This window comes from Viridibacillus sp. NPDC096237, from assembly GCF_050278625.1.
Taxonomy (GTDB): domain Bacteria; phylum Bacillota; class Bacilli; order Bacillales_A; family Planococcaceae; genus Viridibacillus.
In genome coordinates this window covers 1-21,445 of sequence record NZ_JBNNTI010000042.1, presented here as the reverse complement: position 1 = coordinate 21,445, position 21,445 = coordinate 1, and the positions used below count along the sequence as shown (strand labels likewise).

Sequence of the window (21,445 nt, the reverse complement as noted above, 5' to 3'; positions counted from 1 at the left end):
AAATTCTGTTTAAAATGTTCATTGCTTTTTTGGTGGATTAAATAAGCTGTATAGTATTGGGACAATAAAAAGTGTTAAAAAAGTAGATGTTGATAGTCCTCCAATGACGACAACAGAGAGTGATTTTGATACCATTCCGGATCCATTTGAGATAGCCATCGGGATTAAAGCACCAATTGTTGCAATAGCTGTCATCAAGATTGGCCGAATACGTATAACACCCGCTTCAATTAAAGCTTCATGTTTGATCATTCCACCTTTTTCGTTTTGCTTCACCTTATCTACTAGAACGATAGCATTCGTTACGACAATTCCATTCAGCATGAGTAAACCAATCATTACAGGCATACCTATTGGTTCATTTACAATATAGAGTCCAATTAGTGCTCCTATGATGGAAAATGGTATGGCGAACAAAATAACAAATGGAGCCTTTCCTTCTCTAAAAGCAATTACCATGACTAAATATACTAAGAAAATACTAATTACGATGGCAATGGATAGGTCTTTAAAGCCCTCTGACATTGATGCGGATGCACCTTCTTTGTAGTAGCTAATATTTTCTGGCAACTGCAAATCATCGATGATTTCATCTGCTTTTGCTATCACATCTCCAACTTTTCCATCTGTGATTGTCCCATTAACCATGATATATTCATTTCCATTCAAATGTGAAACAGTGGTAATATTATTGACTCTTTTCAGTTCTCCTATCTCTTTAAGAGCAACCGGCATACCCATTACATTGTTAATTTTTTGATTCCCTAGTTTTTGGATGGATGTAATTTGATCCATCTTCAAGCCAAGTTTTACTTCTTTTATTTCGTCTTCCATCCTCATCGTTGTTACTACATCACCGTTAATTAGTGTACGAAGACTTTGTGCTACCATGGCTGGCATTAGTCCTTTTTCAGCAAGCTTATCTTCGTCCAAATCAATGACTATTTCAGGCTCTTCACCTTCTAAAGATGTTGTAACATCTGTCATTCCTTCTACTTCTTTTAAACTGGTTGTGATTTGCTCACTTGCCTTTTTTATATCCTCAAAATTTGACCCATTTACAACAAGAGTATACCTTCCCTCTGCACCTCCAATAATTCCACCTACACCCGATACAGTAATTTTTTTAGGCTCAGTAATGGTTGTAAACTGAGATCTCAAATCCTCAACAAATTCATTAGTGTTTGCAACAGAGTCTTTTACAACAAATGAAATCGTCGTACTTTCCGATTCACTATCAATATTTGTATTTACAAGATTGATATCCTCTTGATTTATTAAGATATTTTCAACTTTATTTGCAGCTTCAGCTGTTTTCTCTGGAGCAGTTCCTTTTTCCATCGTGATTTCGACATCAAAATTATTAACTTTCTCTTGTGGCAGAAAAGTTGTTCCTAGTCTAGGTGCGATTAAGGCAACAGAAGCTACCAGAATTAATAATGCTGCAGTTAAAGTAACGAATCGATGCTTTAACACCCAAGTCAAACTTTTACGATACCAAATTTGAAGTGCATTTTCTTGTGGTTCCTCAAGTGTAATTTTTAATAGGAAAATTCTCGATAAGAGCGGAACAACCGTTATTGCAACAATTAATGAAATCAATAATGAAATAACTATGGTCCATGCAAGCGGTTTGAAAAAACCTCCTACAATTCCCGGTACAAAAGCCAATGGTAAGAAAACAGCAACAGTTGTAATTGTGGAAGAAGTAATTGCAGATGCTACTTCCCTTGTAGCTTGTTCTATGAGCTTATCATTTCTTTCCTTTGAAACTCTTACTCTTCTAAATATATTTTCAATGACTACAATCGAGTCATCCACAACCCGTCCGCAAGCTACGGCAATTCCTGCAAGTGTCATGATATTTAATGTATACCCTATCATTTTCATCAAAAGAAAAGATGCAAATATAGATACTGGGATGGATATAACGGCAATAATAGTCGAACGGATATTTCTTAAAAATAACAAAGTTACGATTACGGCCATTAGTGCACCTAAAAATGCCTCCCGGAGCATAGAATAGACTGATTGCTTGATTTCAATCGATTGATCACGCAATGTTTCTACTTTATACCCTTCAGGAAGATTCAGATTTTTCACTTCTTCCTTCACTTGATCAACGATAGCTACTACATTAGCTCCACCTTTAGCCATAATACCGAAACTTACGCCTTGTTCCCCGTTTATTCGTGTAATATTATTTGTGTATTCACTTTCATATGTAACTTCAGCAATTTCACCTAAAGTAGTCGTTCCAGGTGCAGTCTTAGTGGTTTGTGAATTTGCAACTTGTGTGAAAAGCTTTATTTGTTTAACATCATCAACTGATTTCAGTTCTTTATTTACTCGCACCGGTAATACTTCGTTTGATACAGAAATATCTCCGGTCGGCATCGAAAGATTATTTGCCAAAATGGCTTCTTTAACATCATTAATTGTAATTCCTTTTGCCTCTAATTCTTTCGGTAATAGTCGAATGCGCACTAGCTGTTCTGCAACCCCGCCGACCTTTACTTCACTTACCCCTTCTATAACTTCAAGGCTTGGAATAATATGTTTCTTCACAAACGTTTGAACTTCTTCATAATTTTCATCAGCATAAATCCCCATTGAAAAGACAATCGGATTTTCATCAGGACTAGATAATTCAAACTTCGGTTCTTCTGCTAATTCAGGCAGCTGCATCTTATCTACACTGGTCCTCACTAACTGTTCAGCTTCCTTCATATCAACAGACATTTCAAATTCTATCGTTGAATATGCTGCATTAGCAACACCACCTGTATAGACATTCTTTCCCCCTTCAAGCTTCATGAACTCTCTTTCCATTTGCTCCCCAATATCATTCATCGATTGTTCTGGCGAAGCACCCGGATAAGGTATAATAACTGTCAAATATGGAATATCCACATTTGGATACTTCTCAATATGTAACTCTTTTAGAGAATAAATTCCTCCAGCAACAATAAGAAGTACCACTAAAAACAGAGCTAAACCATTTTTCATACTAAACCTAATTATTGATTTCATTTTGCACCCACTTCTTCAACTTGGTATAACATTAATATACTATCATGGTAAAAAGATAATTTACAGTAATTATTTAACTGTAAATAACAACTGGTTATTGTTTGAATCTTATTGTAGAGTATTAACCGCCAATATTACCCTCCAACTAGTATGTATTAAGACAATTTTTAACAGCATCGTGAAGCAATCAATGCAAATATAGATAAAGAAAACCGTTGATTTCCGCTACGGTAGACGCTTTCCGTGGGCGGACGCCAAACCGCTTCGTCGCTATGCTCCTGCAGGGTCTTGGACTGTCCCGCTTTTCCCGCAGGAGCCGCCACCTACACGCCAATCAACTACACAGGTAATAACAACAAATCTTTTGAGGCGATGAAAAATAATGATGAGATCCTTCCAATCTGTAGACAAAGTCGAAGAGATTCGAATTTATCTACGGTCTTCTTTCTTTTATAGAAAATAGATAAAACCGTTGATTTCCACTACTGATTGTTTTGTTTGACCAGATTAATAATGACTTTTACACCTTGCTTTAACATATGGATCTATTCCACTCAACAGATAACATTGTTATATAGTAGGTTATCACATGAAAAAGATGACTTAAATTTATAAAAATGAAAAATTTTACAAAAAATTCAATTTATGTTTGTAGTCTGTCGTCAAGAACGTTATCATTGTATATAATGTAATGTCTGGTATATTTTTCATTACAAATAACTAGAAAGGACTAATTTTATGGGCGACTTTCGTAAGTTTTGGGGGATGATTAAACCATATCTCCCTCGATGGTGGATCATAGGGATATCCATTGTACTATTAACTGGTCAGACATTACTTTCTCTAGTTGTACCGTTAATAACAATGTCTCTTGTAAATACGATGGTTGAAGCAAATTTTCAAGTTAATACAATTTTATTGCTTCTCACCGTATTCCTATCCCAAATTGTTTTATCAGGAGTTTCTTTATATATGTTGATCTATACTGGACAAAAGATTGTAGCAGGACTACGAGAAGAATTATGGTCAAGGGTATTACGTTTACCTGTAAATTTTTTTGATGAGTATACTTCAGGAGAAACGATGAGTCGTATAACAAACGATACGAATGTAATCAAGCAATTTTTTACTGATCAATTGATTCCTTTTTTTTCTGGAATGATCACTATTATTGGTTCCATACTACTTCTAATTTATCTAGATTGGGTAATGGCACTAGTACTATTTTTGATTGTTCCAACTTCATACATTATCTTTGGACCGCTGGGCAAGAGAATGTTTCGTATTTCGAAAGTACTTCAGGATGAAACGGCAGAATTTCAAGGTGATTTAGGTCGTGTGCTCACAGATATTCGCCTTGTAAAATCATCGTTAGCAGAAAAAAATGAAATTTACCAAGGAAAGTCGAGAATATCTAAACTCTTTGCATACGGTCTGCGTGAGGGAAAAATTATAGCGATTGCTACACCGATTATGACAACGATAACATTATCCTGCCTAGTAATTGTCTTTGGATATGGCGGTATCCAGGTAGCAAAAGGTGCTCTAACTGCAGGGACTCTTGTCGCCATTGTTTTCTATATATTCCAAATTATATCGCCCCTTTCGCAACTGGCTCAGTTCTTTACTCAATTTCAAAAGACACTGGGAGCTAGTGAGAGAATTCGAGTTATTATGGACGAGACTCCTGAAAGCTCTGTTTATAATTTGGATGACACTTCTACAACCGAAGACGGTTTGGTCTTCCAAAACGTTCACTTCAGTTATAAAGAGAAAATAGTTCTCGATGATGTAAGTCTTATCGCACCTAAAGGAAGAGTAACAGCTTTAGTCGGCCCAAGCGGTGCTGGGAAAACAACGATCTTCTCTTTAATAGAACGATTCTATCACCCTAATATGGGTAACATCTTCTATAAGAGAAGATCGATTGATAGTCATGGAATTGATGAATGGCGCAGTATGTTTGCATATGTATCACAAGATTCGCCTATGATGGCAGGAAATATTCGATATAATCTCACATACGGGCTTGATCAAGTAGAACAAGAAGTGATAGATAATGCTGTAGAACAGGCTAATCTAACAGAATTTATTGCTTCTTTACCCGATGGGTATGAAACTCAAGTTGGTGAACGGGGGATTCGCTTATCCGGTGGACAACGACAACGGATTGCCATTGCTCGAGCAATTATTCGAGACCCAGAAGTTCTTTTGCTTGATGAAGCAACTGCTCATTTGGACAGTGCTTCTGAACAATACGTTCAAACTGCTATGCAGCAGCTTATGAAAGATCGCACGACATTAATTATTGCTCATCGTTTATCGACGGTGAAGAATGCCCATCAGATTATAGTTATTGAAAGTGGAAGAGTGACAGGTACAGGGACGCACTCTGAACTCTATATGCAGAATAATCTTTATCAATCGCTTGTCAATCAGCAAAATTTGCAGTATTCCTAAACCTAAAATTACTTTTTATGTAAAATGAAAATATATTTGACAATTAAAGTAATATTTTGTAAGATATACATATAAAAGTTTACTAGATTAAATTTTCTTAAAATTTTATACTTTCTGAATCATCTTAAGTGGTATAAAATTAATTTTTAAATGTAGAAATGTTATTCTAGTTCACGATTATAAATGTTAGAAAAGGAGGTGAACTATAATGGAACAATTACAAGTATTAAACTTGCAAAAACTTTCTCAAAACGAGGAAATGGGTGAAGGAGTAGTAGCTTGGTCTCCTGTCACATTAACTACACTTTGGTCGACAGCTAGTAATAACTGTTAATTACAATTATTAGATATACTTAGACAACCTAGTTGAGGATAACTTCAACTAGGTTTCAATCATTTACAGGGCACTGTGGCAATTAATTTTAGTTAACTAGGTACCTTCTAAGTAAACTTATGACCCAAAAACATCTTACTAAATATCTAGAATTAAACAACGGATATCAAGAAGCGTTTTAAATGCTCAATTTCAAAATATCAAGTATTTTTCTAAAAAAATTAAAAGGATGAATCTATTATGAATAAACTTTTTGATCATTTAAAAGCACCAAAAATTTTCGAACCTGGACCAAATGAGATTTGGACTGATCCCCTTATGTCAAAATTGGTGCACGAGGAACATTTAGATCCGAACACACCAGGAGGAAGCGCAAATGACTTATTTATCAATAAATCTGTAGCATTCATACAGGATATTGCCCCCTCTAGTACGTTTAAAAAAATTATTGATTTGGGTTGCGGCCCAGGATTTTATTGTCAAAAGTTGGCCGAAAAGGGATATGAAGTTACAGGAATTGACTTTTCTCAAAATTCAATTCGTTTTGCTGAAGAAAAAGCACGGATAGAAAACTTAGATATTGAATATAGAGTCGATAATTTTTTTAATTGGAATGAAACTAATAAATATGATGTAGCTCTACTAATTTATTATACATTTAGTTCACTAAGCCCTGATGAACGGAATAAATTATTACAGAAGGTACATAATAGTCTAAAAAAAGGAGGTCTGTTAATTATAGATGGATTCTCTGAAAATGTTTTTAACAAATTTAAAGAAGAACAAACTTGGAGTTTTAGTAAGAAAGAAAGTATTTTATCAAAAGATTCACATCTAGGATTTATGCAAAACCTAATATATCCAAATAAAGTCACACTTACAAAGACGACCATCTTAATCGAAGATGAGAATCCTAGGACATACCATTATTGGTATCAATATTTTTCTAAGGATACTTTAGAAAAAGAAACTAGTAATGTAGGTTTTAAAACAAAAGGAATCTACTCTGACATATCCAGTCTAGAATTTGATGAAGAAAGTGACAGTATCGCTTTTGTTTTGGAAAAATGATTTTTGAACCGATAAATGACTTGACCCTTAATTGGTCTACTAGACTGGTTTTCCATACAAGTCTTTGGCATTGTACAGAACAGCGTTTGGAGCAATATACTCAGATGTTTTTTCGTATATACTGATATTCACTTGAGGTGATAGAATCACTTCCATTTATCCATAATCCACCACGTGGACTACCCTGTTTTACCCACAATCATCTCTTAAAGAGAAAGCAACATTCATGTGATTTTAAAAATCAGGAATAAAATTATTTTGTAATGAATAATTTACGAGGGGGATTATTATGAAGGGCAACATAGTTTATTACGACTATATAAATGAGGAATCGAAATATTTCACTCCTAACAAATCAACCGTTGATGCGGTAGAATTCGATTTAGAAAATTTACCAAGTGAGTGTGTTGTTAGTAAACAGGAAAATTCGGTATGGAAAGTTTACACTTTTAAGGGAGTAACCCTGAAAAATCAAGGTTGGAAGATCCATATTAGTACAACATTTGAGGACGCAAAACAAATTCTAAAGATTGTTAGTGATATATTGCTTGAACGTAAGGTCTCTTTCAAACATATTGTAAGCGACTGGGATTTTATTAACACAAACTCAAAGACCGCAAACAGAGCAAGTTCGGGAAAATTTATTACTATCTATCCTCCTACTGACGATGAATTTTTGAATTTATTAGATATTTTATATAATACTCTTCATTCTTACGAAAATGGCCCATACATCCTTAGTGATAAATGCTGGAAAAATAGTAATATTTACTATAGGTATGGTGGATTCATAATGATGTTAAATGAAAAAGGTGAAATGTGTATTAAAGATGAACATGATAAATTAATTTTGGACGAAAGAGTGGCATACTATCAAGTACCTGATTTTGTAAAAGAATTCGATCAATATTTAGATTCATTAAATAGTACATCGGTTGAGGATAAAATAGAAAATAACAAATTTGATGAATACGAATTTCTAAATGCGATTCGCTTCAATAATGGTGGCGGAATCTATGTAGCAGAAAGGAAGGAAGATAAAAAGAAAGTAATTATCAAAGAAGCAAGGCCAAAGTCAGGACTGGATGGTCTAAAAGTAGATGCTTTAGAAAGACAGAAAATAGAATTTGATGCTTTATCAAAGCTTTCGGAAGTCGAAGGTGTAGTTAATATAATAGAATACTTTAAACATTGGAAACATAGTTTTCTTGTGATAGAGTATGTAGATGGGATTAATTTGCAATCATGGGTTTCAGCGAATTACCCTTACACTAACAGTAGTGATATTCATAGCTACAAAGAAAAAGTACAGAATATTCTTTCTAAATTGGTGTCTATTATTGAAGAAATGCATAAAAAGGATGTAGGAATGGGAGACTTACAACCAGCCAATATAATTATATCCCAAGACTTAAACGTGACTCTTATCGACTTTGAGACCGCACATCCTAAGGATTCTGTAAATAGGCCTACAATGAGAACAATAGGATTCTCTCACCCAAATAATAAAAATAATGCTGAGCGAGATTGGTATGCAGTAAAGAAAATCCTACGATACTCCTTAATACCAATTGGTGCGATTGAGGATATTGACCCTGATATGTATTATTATCAATATCAATGGATTGGAAAAGTTTATGGTCAGGATTTCCTACTATTTGTAGAAGCTATAAGGGACAAATGTAATCAACACTTATCAACCATAGAAGAAAAGAATTGTACTAATGAGGTTTATAAAAAACCGATGAAAATGGATATTTCTTTAATTATAGAAAACCTTAGAAATACTATTGAGAAAAATCTAGTTCTTAGTGAAAAATTAATTCATGGTGATATAAGGCAATATGAAAATAAAGAAGGTAAATTGAATGTACAAAATGGAGGAGCAGGAGCTGTGCTAGCCTTTTATAGATCGGGCTCTGTTAAAGAGGATATAATAAATTGGATTGACAACTATTTAATTAAAAATATTGATTCTCTTGAACAAAGTGGTTTATTTACAGGTAAAGCAGGAATAGGGACAATACTATATGAAATTGGATATAAGAAAGAAGCTTATAAAATCTTTGCAAACATTAATGATAATCTGGATTCGTCAGATATTTCATTAAGATCGGGATTGTCAGGTATCGGCCTTGTGTTGATTAGTTTGTATATAGAAGAACAGGATGAACTCTATTTAGAAAAAGCAAAATCTATAGCTACTATTATAGATACTTTCATTAGCGATAATAAAGATTTAAAAGTTACGGACTGGGCCGGTATTCCAGTTGGTTTAATGGATGGTTGGTCTGGAGTTTCATTGTTTTACTCAACTCTATATGCGGCTACTAGACAAGAAGCTTATTATTTCAAGTCTATTGAATTAATTGATAAAGATTTAGAAAAAACGAAAGAAGACAGAAATACATTACAGACTATTGATGATTCCAATCGTTTAATACCTTACCTTTCAGGTGGTTCACTAGGTATAGGAGTAGCAATAGTATATTTAAATCGAGTAAGTGATAAAAATCTATACCAAGAAGAATTAAAATTAATTACTAATTTATATAGTGTAAAGTGTACAATAAGCCCTGGGTTATACGATGGTGCCGGAAGCTTCTTGTTAATACCACCTCTGATTGGGAAAGACGATTCTGAATATACACATAAAAAAGATAGTGTCTTAGACTTGTTAAGTTTATTTTTAATCCCTAAAGAAAATCATATCCTATGTCCAGGCCAATTTTGTTATCGTTTGTCTGATGACTTATTCTCAGGAAGCGCTGGTATTATACTAGCACTAAGTGGGATTTTGAAAGATAATCCATTATATTGGCTTCCATTAGTAAATATAGATAGTTTTTATAAAAATACAAAATTTCATGAAATACCATTAGCGAAGGTATAGGGACAGAAAATTTAATAACACCTAAAACACGATGTAGAGCTGCCTCTGAACACAAACATCGATCTAACTCAATCAAAGGAGTATGGTTCTAACCAGTTAGTTATATCATCAATTATATTGACATAAATACATTTTTTACATGTAGATAAGTAATTGTAGATTTACAAAGTTTGATAAAAATAATCTCTTCGGGTATTATCCATTAGAGATTATTTTTTATTTTCCTTAAAAAGTATCTTGAATGAAAAAAGAAATAGTGAAATATAAATTGTATAATAGAAATGTGCAAGTCATTACCCACGTTTTTTGTAGACCTATTGGTGTTTTTCTATAAATCATCAAGCTTTTTCCTTATTTTCCTTTGGAATTTAAAGATAAATTTCGTATTATATAGATCATTTTTTGCTAATAGTTTATATGCGTCAAGGACGGATGAAGTTCGTATTATAATGTGGATTCCAATCGCAATCAATCCAATACAGATTGGATAATAAGGCATTAAAAAACCGGAATTAATAAACCTCCTTTCTATTCCTATGGCCAAGATTCCGGCAACAAATAGACTGGTGCCTACTAAATTAATCACAAAATACCTTTTCTTTAGATTCTCGTATCTTATGGTCAACTCTTTAAGGTGTTTCTCATCAAATAGCAACGACTCTGTTTTTAATACTTTATATTGATCTTCATCTATAAATGATGCTGACACAAACATACCAATTCCAAACGTAGCCAAAATGATGGTTGGGATAATATATCTCGCTGGATCTTGACTCAATATGAAATAGGGGATAAAGGATAAAGCAATCATAAAAAAACCTAATGCTAAATATTTAGAAACCCTATGTGCTGACAATAAATATCCTTCTGCCATTTCTTTGCTAACATAATATCCAACATTTTTATCATCGCTTGGCTCAACAGAATCTTTTAACAGATAGTCCATAGAAACCTCAAAGACATTACCAATCATAAGAAGTTTTTCTGTTTCAGGATAGCCTTGCCCATTCTCCCATTTACTTATTGCTTGTCTTGTCGTGTTTAGTTTTTCGGCTAAAGCCTCTTGAGAAAGTCCTTTTTCTTTTCTTAATTGAAAAAGCTTTTCACCAAATGTCATTTATATGAACTCCTTTAGAAGTGCGTTTTCTACAAAATGTAATAAACTACTGTCGTTACACAATCATATTCTTTGTTGTCACATGGAATCAATAAATTTCATTATTCATTTTCCTTTTGTTTTCTTTCATTATTTTTTTTTATTTGAGATGTACCTAATAAAATTACGAAAATTAGAAAGCCTACAAAAACGATTGTATTAGATATTGGCTCGCTAATTCTTGGTACTGAATCCATAAAAATTTTCAAAAAGACTAATACCCCTACGGCAATAACAATTGTGGCTATTTTTATTTTGTTCATGATTTTTCCTCCTCGTATTTAATCATATTCCCTCTTTATATTATACAAAAACACCTTATAATTCCATCACTCGCGGTGTGCGCTTTGTCAACTTACGGTTGCACTTATGTTAAACAGTGTATTTTATATGTTTCGCAACGTCCATTTTGGGGTGTTCTGCATCCCGAGTAGCCCGTTAAAGTGGAAAGAGTCTTTGACCACCTACTCGGTATTTAGAGCGGAAAATGCATGGAAGTTGCACCCAAAAAAATGTGGTAGGGTAGATTTCTTTGTACCCCCGTTTCTTTTACGCTGCTGCTCGGTACATTTTTTCGTATGCATCGGATATGGAATAACCAATACTGCCATGAATGCGCTTAAGAGATGAATTAACCTTCTAAATCTTTCAATCTTCTCAGAATAATAGCTTCTGAAACGCCGAGTATTTGCGCAATTTCCCCATTACTTTTTCTAGCATCCTTTAAATGCAGCGACTTTAATTCATGGCTACCTTAGGTCGTCCATTTGGATTTCCTCCTCGCCATTCCTCATTTTTCTTTTTACTTTCCAAAAATTTTTTTCAGCATTGCCTTCACTCCTAATAATGCGTCTTAACTCTAAATCATAAGTTATGACGCACTTCTTATATAAAAAAGAGTGCTGCATTTGCAACACACCTATAATACTCGTTCCATTATTTGCGGATAAGAAAGGACTTTAGTTTACCTGAATAGAAAGTATTACTACGCTCAAAATTTCTCTATAAACTAAATTAACAAAAGAATTTATCAGTGATTTAATTTATTCCCCTTTTACAATTAGTGTTGTTCTTGATTCATCAGAAAAGTGTAAATGCAGTACTTCTTCAAGATCTTTTTCAGTTAGATTTTCAAGTGTTGGCAAGACGTCAAATAAATCCATCTCATTAAAACGATAACGTGTAAATTGGTTAGCGATAAATTGAGGCGAGTTAATAGCACTTAAGAAATTACCAATCTTTTTCTTAATTACACGTTGTGCGTCTTCTTTCTTTATCGATTCCTTCTTAAACCCAACGATGGTTTCATTTACAATTTTTATAACTTCTTCGGGCTCTTGACTGTCTCCACCAATTACCGAAAAACCAAAACCCTTTTCATTTGTACAATCAAAAGTAAACGACCCATCTAAATAACCATTATCGTACATTTTTTCGTACGCTTCAGAGCTATTACCAAACATTAGCTCAAGTAAAACATTTAAAGATAACTCATATTTAAGTAGCTCTTGACCTTGTCTTATAGGGTTAGGTTCTTTATATCCGATAAAAACTTTAGGTGTTTGAACTGGCAACTTCATAACACTTGACTTTCTATTCACTTTTGCATCTTCATCAGGGGATATACGGTGAATCTCTTCAGGTTCTCGAAATGTTTTTTGCACTTGATTGTTTCGAATGAGCCTTATTACTTCTTCAGGAACCACAGGCCCAATAACAAAAAGTAACATATTGTTAGGATGATAGAAAGTATTATAGCAAGAGTATAAATCCTCTTTAGTGATTTGATTAATAGAAGAAATTGTTCCTGCTATATCATCTTTCACTGGATGACTCTTATACATATTTTCTAAGATTCCAAATCGAGCACGCCAGTCTGGATTATCGTCATACATTTTTATTTCCTGTTCAATGATTCCTTTTTCCTTATCTACCGTTTCATCTGTAAAATATGGTTCTTGAACAAAGTCCAGAAGAGTTGTAAGATTTTTGTTTATGTTAGATGTAGCTGATAATGTATAGGCTGTACGAGTAAAACTTGTAAATGCATTAGCAGAAGCTCCTTGCTTTGCAAATGTACGAATAACATCACCCTTTTCGTTTTCAAACATTTTATGTTCTAAAAAATGCGCTATTCCATTTGGAAATTGAGTAGGACTATCTTTTCCTAGAGGTGAGAATTTGTTATCTACTGAACCGTATTTTGTTGTGAATGTCGCAAATGTTTTATGAAAGCCTTTCTTAGGAAGTATGAAAACTTCAAGACCATTGGTGAGCTTTTCATGATATATTTTCTCTCCCAATTTTTTATAAATTACCGACTTCATTTTATTTACTCCGTTCTATTTAAGAAGTAGATTGTATCAAGCTCCCATTTATTAGCAGCACGAATGACATCGCTTTTTGATACCATACTAATTCTTTTAATCTGATCATTTATTTTACTAGATAATCCACTATCAACAGCTTGAATAGATATATCCATAATTCCTAGAGGAGTATCATGTGCTTCTATTAATAGACTAATCAACATCGCTTTACCTTGTTCAACTTCGGCCTCAGTAAAGTCACCTTCTTTCATTGCATACTCTTGTTCTCTTATAATTTCAACTGCACGTTCATAATTATCAAAATCAATTCCAGCCATTATTATTAATAACCCTTTATGGCTTTCTATTCTTGAAATTGAAAAATAAGCAATACTTCCCTTTTGGCGTAAGTTAATAAATAATTTGGAAGACGGGAACCTACCAAAAATCGCATTTGCCACCATAGTAGCTTCATAATCCTCATCTTGTATTGTCGAAAATGTTCTATAACCTAATAAAAGCTTTCCTTGCTTTACGTCCATTTTATCTTGAATGACTTTAACACCATTTACTTCTTTTCTATCTGAAGAAATCATCTTTATAGGTTTGTTGTTATGTTGTTCAGAAAAAACCTCTTGTACCATTAATTTAACCTCATTCTCATAAAAGGCACCAACGATGAATAAATCAAAGCGAGCGTTTTGAAGTAGTTCTTCATATACTTGATAAATAGATGAAGCATTAAGAAAAACGATATCTTCTTCTCTCCCGAATGCGGGAAGCTGATACGGTTCACCTTTAAACATTTCTTCCATCAAACGAACATTGACGTATAGCATTTTATCATCATACATTGAAGTAAGTCGTTGCTTTAAGGAGCGTTTCTCTTGTTCGACAATTGCAGAATTAAATACTCCATTTTTAAGCATTGGACTGTAAACAACTTCGTGCAATAAATCAAGAGATGATTTCAGTAATGAATTAGATTCATTAAGAAATTGATCTGCAGGGATCTCCATTTTAAAAGTAATAATGTGATTCTCCCCTTTTTTTAGTACATCTGAGGAAAGAGTTGCTCCAAACATCCCATCAAGTTTTTGTTTTATTAGCTTACGATTTGGATAATTTATTGATCCTCCATTCAGAATATGGGGAATTAATGCTCTTGCAGTAGTTAAATCCTCTTGTAGAGGTGCTTTTATTGTCAACATTATACTAATTGTCTTAAATTTATCTGTGTTACATAGGTGAAGCTGTAACCCGTTTTGTTCACTCGAATTTATGTATATGTCTTCCATCTCCTATGTCCCTCTCCTCGTATATTAGTACGCTATATTAGTTATTCTTCCGACCATTCTGTCTAATCCTAAAAAATGTATTAAGTAAACTTCTACTATTATTGTTAGAGCCTCTTTTTTAAACTAAAAAATATACATCAAGAGTAATCTAATTTTCTTCATATACAATGTTAAAGGGACCAAATATTTATAGAATCCCCTTACTTTACAAGGTATTTGTATTTGAATAATTTTTTAACACAAATATTGACAGTCCCATCCCTTTACTTTAATTTGCAAGAAATACTTGTTACCACGCCTGTTAATTAACCAGTTTAATCTAATAAAAAAGAGATATCCCATGTAAAATGTAAGTTACCACACAAACATTTACGATACGGAGGAATCTCTCATGCCGTGCGATATACCAAAAAACTACCACGTAAAAGGAGTTTCTTTGATCCTGGATCAAATTACCTTCCTCATCTCTAATACAATGTTCGCCATTTTCATTAATTTAAATCCTCCATATCTATAGAATACATTGCTATTTTTCCATCTCTTATCATTAAGAAAATAAGGACCTTTTTTAAACTTCTGAATTGTTAAAGAAATAATTTCTAACAATTCAACAAAGATTTCGTTATTCATAGGGGATATTGTCATAAACTTCTCAGATGAAGCACGATTAGCATTTTTCGAATTCAGCTTTATCATACTATCTCTATCCTTAACGTGCTTGAACTCAATTTTCTTATCTTTGCATAATCGTGCCACCTTATCTAGTACACTCTTTGAATCTTCTAATGACGAAGTTACATGTATTTTCCATCCCTGATCTGGGAGTATCAAGCCCTTCACATGATAGTGTTTCCAAACTGAGTCACTGTCTGAGATAACAGTATATGTATTAGGAATATCATTCAATTCATATGTATTACCCTTGTCTCTCACCTCTGTTTTACCGTAATATCCAGAATTCGCTTTCAAATACTTGCGATATAGCATATTACCTTCCATAAAAACCCCTCCATTTAGTTTAAAACCCTAATTAATATATAATCATTTTTAGGATTCTTCAAAAGAAGATCGGTAAGTTGGAATTAACACTAAAAATTTAAACGTGCTAGGAGAAGGTCCACTGATTAAGTATCTACTTACAACCAATCAATACCGCCTAACTATTAGCAAAAACATTAAAATTCTTTCTTCTGATATATAAATGAAGCAATGAAATAAGAAAGAATATATATGATAGCACCAAATATTAGATATATAATCGGAACGTATAAAGATGGATCTATATTAAAATTTGACAGTGGTAATTGTTCAATTAAATATCCAACTAAGCTTTGTAATCCAATAGAAGCAAAAAGTCCCCCTATTCCACTTCCAATAGCGTCTGACTTTTCTGGTCCCAAAATTTAGAGGAGTGGAAAAACTATCGTACCTGCAAAGAGAACTATTAAAGTCTTAAAAGAGACAATACTAAAGATGCTATCGATTGATGTAATTGAAACTAGATCATACATATAAAAGATGCCATAGGATAGTAAAGCTCCGATAATTACGATTAAAAAATAGAAAAGGTAGTGACTTTGTACAATATTACTTCTACTAACCGGTAAAGTTATAAAAATTAATTTATAGATTTATCTTTGTTCATATTGTCTAGGATGAAGTTTTCTTTCAGCTTTTTTCAAAACATACAATTAAAAATCGAGAAATGACGAAGCATAGGAAACACTCTGACGTTTGACTACTCCTTGAGTACCCATCAGTGTACTGCAAGTCTGCTAACTAGAGTTCATTATTGAAGGTCTAACCAAAACTGGTAGCGACGGTGTAAAAGAAGTGAATGTGGTGCTCTTGGTGGACTACTGAAAATGTTTGATTTGCCACAAAATGCTTGCTGGTTTAGATGTAATCTTATTGGTTATATTTCTTCATAGAGGATTAATTTTAATATAGACCGTTTCCAATATTAAAATTCAATGAACCACTCATTTAACCCCCCCTATAATTTCATAAAAAAACCAATAAAAGTAACTAAAAAACGAAAAGAAACATAGAGGATCAAACTTATTATATTAATTGTGAATATAAACTGATATCTCTTGATTCATGGAGTTGTTCTTTGTCGTTCTTAATGATTCGGTTAATGACTTGTATTTTCCATAAGTTCTACAGTAGCTGCAGGCAAAATCCACTCGCTTACTAACGAATCATTAACAAGATCCGGTCAGACTAAATCACTTACTAATGCATAGTAGTTTGCCTTGGCCAAATTAAATCATTAGTATCAACTGTGCCTAAAAATGCAAAACTATTTTTAAAATTACTAACATTATCTATCTATTCATTTTGGATGTCAATGTATTTTATGGTTTTTTTTGTATTAAGTTAAACTATTTTACATATATGTATATAATTTTATGGTAGGGAAACTATGGATATTGCTCATAAAATTAAACTTCATAGAAAAAAATTGAGTTTAACACAGGCGTCAAATTGAGAATGGCATTACAAATCACAAAACTCATAGGAAAACTTGTCCCAATCAATTATTATCAAATGATAAAATAATTACACATACTAAAAGTAAAATGAATTCACTATCGTAGAAACTTTGAACAATTTAAACAATAAGGCTCTCTCTATAAAGAAGTAACTTTTAAAACTAGCACTACTTCAAAGTACTGTGCAAATCTCCAAGTCATCATGCTGACAGTTTTTCCTGCGACTTCGCTTGGAAACCGGACATTAATTTTGTCATCCACGACTTTTGGGGATGAACCATCTTTTTTCATCTATCAGTGAAAAAGAGAATCCCACATAAAAGTTGAGTTATCAACTTTTATGTGGGATTTTGTGTGGTTTGGTGAATAATCTAGACCCTATTATATATGAGCAAACTTTTTTACAAAGTACACTAGTCAAAGTTGAATATTCAGCTAATACTTAATCGACCCCCTGCTAAAGTAGGTGGATTTTCACATAAATGTCCACGACTAAAATCGTTATTCAAGGCTGAAGCCCTACTCAAAGCTCCTATGCTTAAGCACACTGAATATAGACTAAACTCATTTTTCAATATTGAAAATATCATTCTCTTCTTCGTTAAATTGATTGACCATATAGTTTCTTATAATTTCCTCTGTTACCGTACCAACAGTCGCACAAAAGTATCCTCTCGCCCATAGATGCTGGCCCTAATATCTCTTTTAGTTCAAGAAATTTGCTTGCAACAGCCCTAACGATCTTCCATTTAGATATTGCAAGATTTTGCTTGGTGCCAAATTTGCTGGAAATGATAATAACAAATGTATGTGATCTTTCCCTACACTACCTTGCAATATGATGATTCCTGCTTCACAACCCTGTCTTATTAATTACCTTCGCTCGAACTAATCTCGGAAAGGCTAAAAGCTGATACCGTCTAAAGACGGTGGAGTTAGACCACGAATCTGTTAATTAAAACGATTTTCGCTGGTAAATAAAAGCCGTAACTCCCCAAGAAATAACATAAACTACCACGATAATAAGCGTCGCTCCCGTATATACAGTAGGGATAGATAAATTGGTAATAAAATCTGTTATTGCTGTTAAGTGTTCAGCTAAAAACAGCACAATAGTCGGCCCGATAGCTGCTAAAAGGATAAAGCTAATCAATATAACCATTGTAATATAACCAGGTTTAAATATATAAAATAATGGAAACGTAAACGAAACAAATAATAAAAATAAGATAATCGCAATCGCAATATCAGTCATTGTAAACGGTTTATTGAAAATAAATAGTGCTAAACTTGTCACCCCAATGGATAAAATCATATACACGATAGCACCAATATAGCGTGAAGCGATAATTTCCATACGTGTGTAAGGTAGGGAATTGAGTAATATATTGGTCTCTACTTTTTCATCGTAAGCATATGTATTAAAGGGAATAAAAATACTTGCCACGAGAAATGTCAAAGTCGGTTGTTTATCCATAATGATAAAGAATAAGATAAAAGGAATAAAAATTAATAGGTGCCTTTTCTGTAGTATGACATCACGCCTGATTAAATTAAACATGGTGTATGCCTCCTTTAAAATAATACATAATATCTTCCAAAGAGGCGGGTTCAATGACAACTGTGTCTCCAAAAGTATTTTCCACGGCATTAATATTATTTGTTAATGCTTCAAACCCTGTTGATGCACGATGAACATGAACAAAGGCCTTTTCGGTATCTCTATCCAGAAGATACAATCCTCCTTTAACGAGCGCATAGCTTTCAGCTACATCGTGAATGGACTGATTAAAGACTATTTCCCCCCCTTGTATAAAAGCTATATAATCGGCGATACGATCTAAATCTGTTGTAATATGTGTAGAAAAAAAATGGTACGATTACCATCAATCATTAATTCCTGCAAGAGATCTAACAGCTCTCGTCTAAAAATGGGATCCAATCCCGCTGTTGGTTCGTCCATGATGATTAGTTCTGCATGATGTGATAGTGCTATCGCCAATGACGCCTTCATTTGCATCCCTTTTGAGAAAGTTTTTATTGCTTTATTAAGCGGTAATTCAAATTGTTCAATATATTGATAAAATAATGGATCATCCCAGTGTTTGTAAGCTGGTGCAACTATACGTTTTATATCTTTTAAGTTGAGCCCTTCAAAAAATACATTGCCATCGTATACAAACCCAATGCGCTCCTTGATTACTTTCTCGTGCTTCTTGTAGTCCATCCCAAAAAGCTTAATTTCTCCTGCATCCGGCTTCAATAGATTCATCATCATTTTTATCGTTGTCGACTTACCAGCTCCATTTGCACCAATGAATCCCGTTACAAAGCCTTGCTTCACTTGTAAGTCAAAATTTTCAACAGAAAAATCTTTAAATTTTTTTGTGACCTTTGTTAATTCAACCACATTTTCCATTTTTTCACTCCTCATATAAAATCCTAGTTAATTGCTGTAGTTCATCAAGTGATAGCCCAATTTCTTTACTATTTGTTATGACCGTACTCAACTCCTCCTCAATGACTTTCAGCTTCTTCTCTCTCATAACCTCTAAATTTTGCTCTGCGACAAAAGATCCTTTTCCTACAATGGAATAGATAAAGCCCGACCTCTCCAATTCCTCATAGGCACGTTTCGTCGTGATTACACTAATTTTTAAATCTTTTGCGAGATTACGCATGGAAGGTAATGCTGTCCCCTCATGTAGTTCACCTGTTAAAATAGACGATTTAATTTGCTTTGTAATTTGTTCATAAATCGGCTCCTTTGAACTATTGGAAATAATTATTTGCATGCAAATCCCTCTTCTTATTTTTTGAAAACATACTTGAAATCATGTGCTGTACTACTTTAATCTGTATAGCAATATACCAATGGTTTTCATCCAACGTTGTGCTCGAATATTAAGAAGTGTTTTCCTGTTCCTGACATTTAAAACCCATTTCCTCACTTTTCATCATTTTGCGCTAATTCGAGCCCCGAAATAGAGGTATAAGTATAGCTGATTGTTACCCTTTAATTAATTGTCACCGAAAATGAATTTACATATAATAACCACTAAATCCATATTATGTATATATAATATAATGTATTAACATCATATACACTGGTGGAACATCGTGCAACTATTTTAATTGTTAGAAAGTTTTGTGGACATCATCTTAAAAAATAGAACAGAGTTTGATACAACCACGTTTACAATAAAATTTATTAAGAAATGTATTCCGAAGAGAAATGGTGTTGAAATAATTTTATTGCACTTTTCGATTTTGCACATAATGGTTTGAACAAAACTCTGAGAAGGTAATTAACTGGTATCTAAGCCAAAAGTGAATTAGTAAAAAAACATACGTAGTCTTAGTTTTCATATGGATTTAAATCAATTAAAAAAATCCCTAATTCAGTATTTTAAAATACATTACATTATTTAAGAGTTTTTTCGGAGCGCTTAACCATAGTATAAGTAAAAGCATTTTAATGGCATACATGGAATATATATTGATAGATACATGCAAGGTGAGCCGTTTCATCATCCAAAGAGCTGTGCGACCTTCCTTCACTTCTACTATAAAAAAATAGTAGTACAAACCATGGCCATGGTTTGTACTACTAATGTTAGTATGTTTAAAGTTCTATTAAAATATATGTATCTCATATTAATTTAGCGAATGAAACGAATATTAAAGATGTTTAATTTGAATTTCACATCGTTAAGTCAAGTCCCCAAATATCAATTGGATTTTTTTAGAAACTGTTGCTTGTGTAAATAAATCGCACAGAACATTAAAGTAATTGCATAACCTACACTTCTCCATTCGATAGAATTTTCCGTCATTAATGAGTATATAAACGTAAATCCTGAGGTTATTGATAATAAATAAAAAATATTAATTAGTTTTTTCATCTCATATCTCCTCCTTTTTACATTATAGTTGAATAAAATCTCTATTCAACTATACCCTAATTAGAAATAAATAGCATATTTTCATTTAGGTATTTGCTTTCTTTAATAAAGAAGTTTAATTTGATACTCGAATTTTCAACTAAAGCCTCCGATTATTGAAAATAACTTATTTTTTCTTAAATTAAATTTCTGAATATACCCATTATCACCCTTGGAATAAAAGATAAAACCATCCAGACCGCTTCAAACAAGACTGAATCTCGAATTTCAACAAGTATATCTTTTAAAATACTGTGGTTTTTCTTTTTACTTTTTCCTTCTTCTTTCACCTTATTATCTCCTAGGGACTGTCAATAGTTTTGTGTAAATGACAATCCAACCTTTTCTTGTAGGTTATCACTTTTAGATTTTTAAGTGCTTTTGTTCGAAGGAATGATTTTGGTTTTGAGGAAGGGGTACCCCTTCCTCAAAACCAAAATTTCGCGCTG

General features: G+C 33.1%; 14 protein-coding genes and 3 pseudogenes. 4 read left to right on the top strand and 13 right to left on the bottom strand.

What is annotated here, in order from left to right; all coding sequences use genetic code 11:
- Positions 1-18 precede the first annotated feature (18 nt).
- Positions 19-3,033: an efflux RND transporter permease subunit gene (locus ACQKMD_RS17945; RefSeq protein ID WP_427753733.1), complete on the bottom strand. Its 3,015-nt coding sequence runs from the start codon at positions 3,031-3,033 to the stop codon at positions 19-21.
- A gap of 765 nt (positions 3,034-3,798) precedes the next feature.
- On the opposite strand from ACQKMD_RS17945, the gene ACQKMD_RS17940 reads away from it, so the two are divergent.
- The 4 genes from ACQKMD_RS17940 (at position 3,799) to lanKC (ending at position 9,791) form a co-directional block, all read left to right on the top strand.
- A complete protein-coding gene (locus ACQKMD_RS17940) occupies positions 3,799-5,493 on the top strand; it encodes an ABC transporter ATP-binding protein (RefSeq protein ID WP_427753730.1) in 1,695 nt (564 codons plus the stop codon).
- Between the two features lie 208 nt (positions 5,494-5,701).
- Positions 5,702-5,827 (top strand): class III lanthipeptide, encoded by a 126-nt coding sequence (locus ACQKMD_RS17935; RefSeq protein WP_427753728.1) that lies wholly within the window; start codon positions 5,702-5,704, stop codon positions 5,825-5,827.
- A 240-nt stretch (positions 5,828-6,067) separates the two neighbouring features.
- Complete coding sequence (locus tag ACQKMD_RS17930) at positions 6,068-6,898, top strand: class I SAM-dependent methyltransferase (protein WP_427753726.1); 831 nt, start codon at positions 6,068-6,070, stop codon at positions 6,896-6,898.
- A gap of 289 nt (positions 6,899-7,187) precedes the next feature.
- Complete coding sequence (lanKC, locus tag ACQKMD_RS17925; protein ID WP_427753725.1) at positions 7,188-9,791, top strand: class III lanthionine synthetase LanKC; 2,604 nt, start codon at positions 7,188-7,190, stop codon at positions 9,789-9,791.
- 328 nt (positions 9,792-10,119) lie between these two features.
- Here the strand turns inward: lanKC and ACQKMD_RS17920 are convergent, their stop codons facing one another.
- From ACQKMD_RS17920 to ACQKMD_RS17865, 12 genes and pseudogenes are all read right to left on the bottom strand, one after another.
- Positions 10,120-10,908, bottom strand: a complete 789-nt coding sequence (locus ACQKMD_RS17920; protein WP_427753723.1) for a helix-turn-helix domain-containing protein — start codon at positions 10,906-10,908, stop codon at positions 10,120-10,122.
- Between the two features lie 101 nt (positions 10,909-11,009).
- The gene (locus ACQKMD_RS17915; protein ID WP_427753721.1) at positions 11,010-11,210 is read right to left on the bottom strand and encodes a hypothetical protein; all 201 of its coding nucleotides are present in this window, start codon (positions 11,208-11,210) and stop codon (positions 11,010-11,012) included.
- 368 nt (positions 11,211-11,578) lie between these two features.
- A complete protein-coding gene (locus ACQKMD_RS17910) occupies positions 11,579-11,635 on the bottom strand; it encodes a hypothetical protein (RefSeq protein ID WP_427753749.1) in 57 nt (18 codons plus the stop codon).
- Between the two features lie 355 nt (positions 11,636-11,990).
- Positions 11,991-13,274 carry an EF-P 5-aminopentanol modification-associated protein YfmH gene (gene yfmH / locus ACQKMD_RS17905; protein WP_427753719.1) on the bottom strand — a complete coding sequence of 428 codons (1,284 nt, stop codon included), beginning with the start codon at positions 13,272-13,274 and terminating at the stop codon, positions 11,991-11,993.
- 5 nt (positions 13,275-13,279) lie between these two features.
- Entirely contained in the window at positions 13,280-14,554 is a 1,275-nt protein-coding gene (yfmF, locus tag ACQKMD_RS17900; protein WP_427753717.1) for an EF-P 5-aminopentanol modification-associated protein YfmF, read from the bottom strand.
- Between the two features lie 447 nt (positions 14,555-15,001).
- Positions 15,002-15,553 (bottom strand): hypothetical protein, encoded by a 552-nt coding sequence (locus tag ACQKMD_RS17895; RefSeq protein WP_427753715.1) that lies wholly within the window; start codon positions 15,551-15,553, stop codon positions 15,002-15,004.
- 176 nt (positions 15,554-15,729) lie between these two features.
- Positions 15,730-16,167, bottom strand: a pseudogene (locus ACQKMD_RS17890) (ABC-2 transporter permease); the annotation flags it as partial.
- A gap of 1,449 nt (positions 16,168-17,616) precedes the next feature.
- A pseudogene (gene tnpA / locus ACQKMD_RS17885) lies at positions 17,617-17,895 on the bottom strand (IS200/IS605 family transposase).
- A gap of 112 nt (positions 17,896-18,007) precedes the next feature.
- Positions 18,008-18,613 carry an ABC-2 transporter permease gene (locus ACQKMD_RS17880; protein WP_427753714.1) on the bottom strand — a complete coding sequence of 202 codons (606 nt, stop codon included), beginning with the start codon at positions 18,611-18,613 and terminating at the stop codon, positions 18,008-18,010.
- A pseudogene (locus tag ACQKMD_RS17875) lies at positions 18,606-19,471 on the bottom strand (ABC transporter ATP-binding protein). Before ACQKMD_RS17875 ends, ACQKMD_RS17880 begins: the two are co-directional and overlap by 8 nt.
- A gap of 4 nt (positions 19,472-19,475) precedes the next feature.
- The gene (locus ACQKMD_RS17870) at positions 19,476-19,847 is read right to left on the bottom strand and encodes a GntR family transcriptional regulator (RefSeq protein ID WP_427753712.1); all 372 of its coding nucleotides are present in this window, start codon (positions 19,845-19,847) and stop codon (positions 19,476-19,478) included.
- 1,286 nt (positions 19,848-21,133) lie between these two features.
- Positions 21,134-21,286, bottom strand: coding sequence for a hypothetical protein (locus ACQKMD_RS17865; protein WP_427753710.1), 153 nt, complete (start codon positions 21,284-21,286; stop codon positions 21,134-21,136).
- Positions 21,287-21,445: the final 159 nt, after the last annotated feature.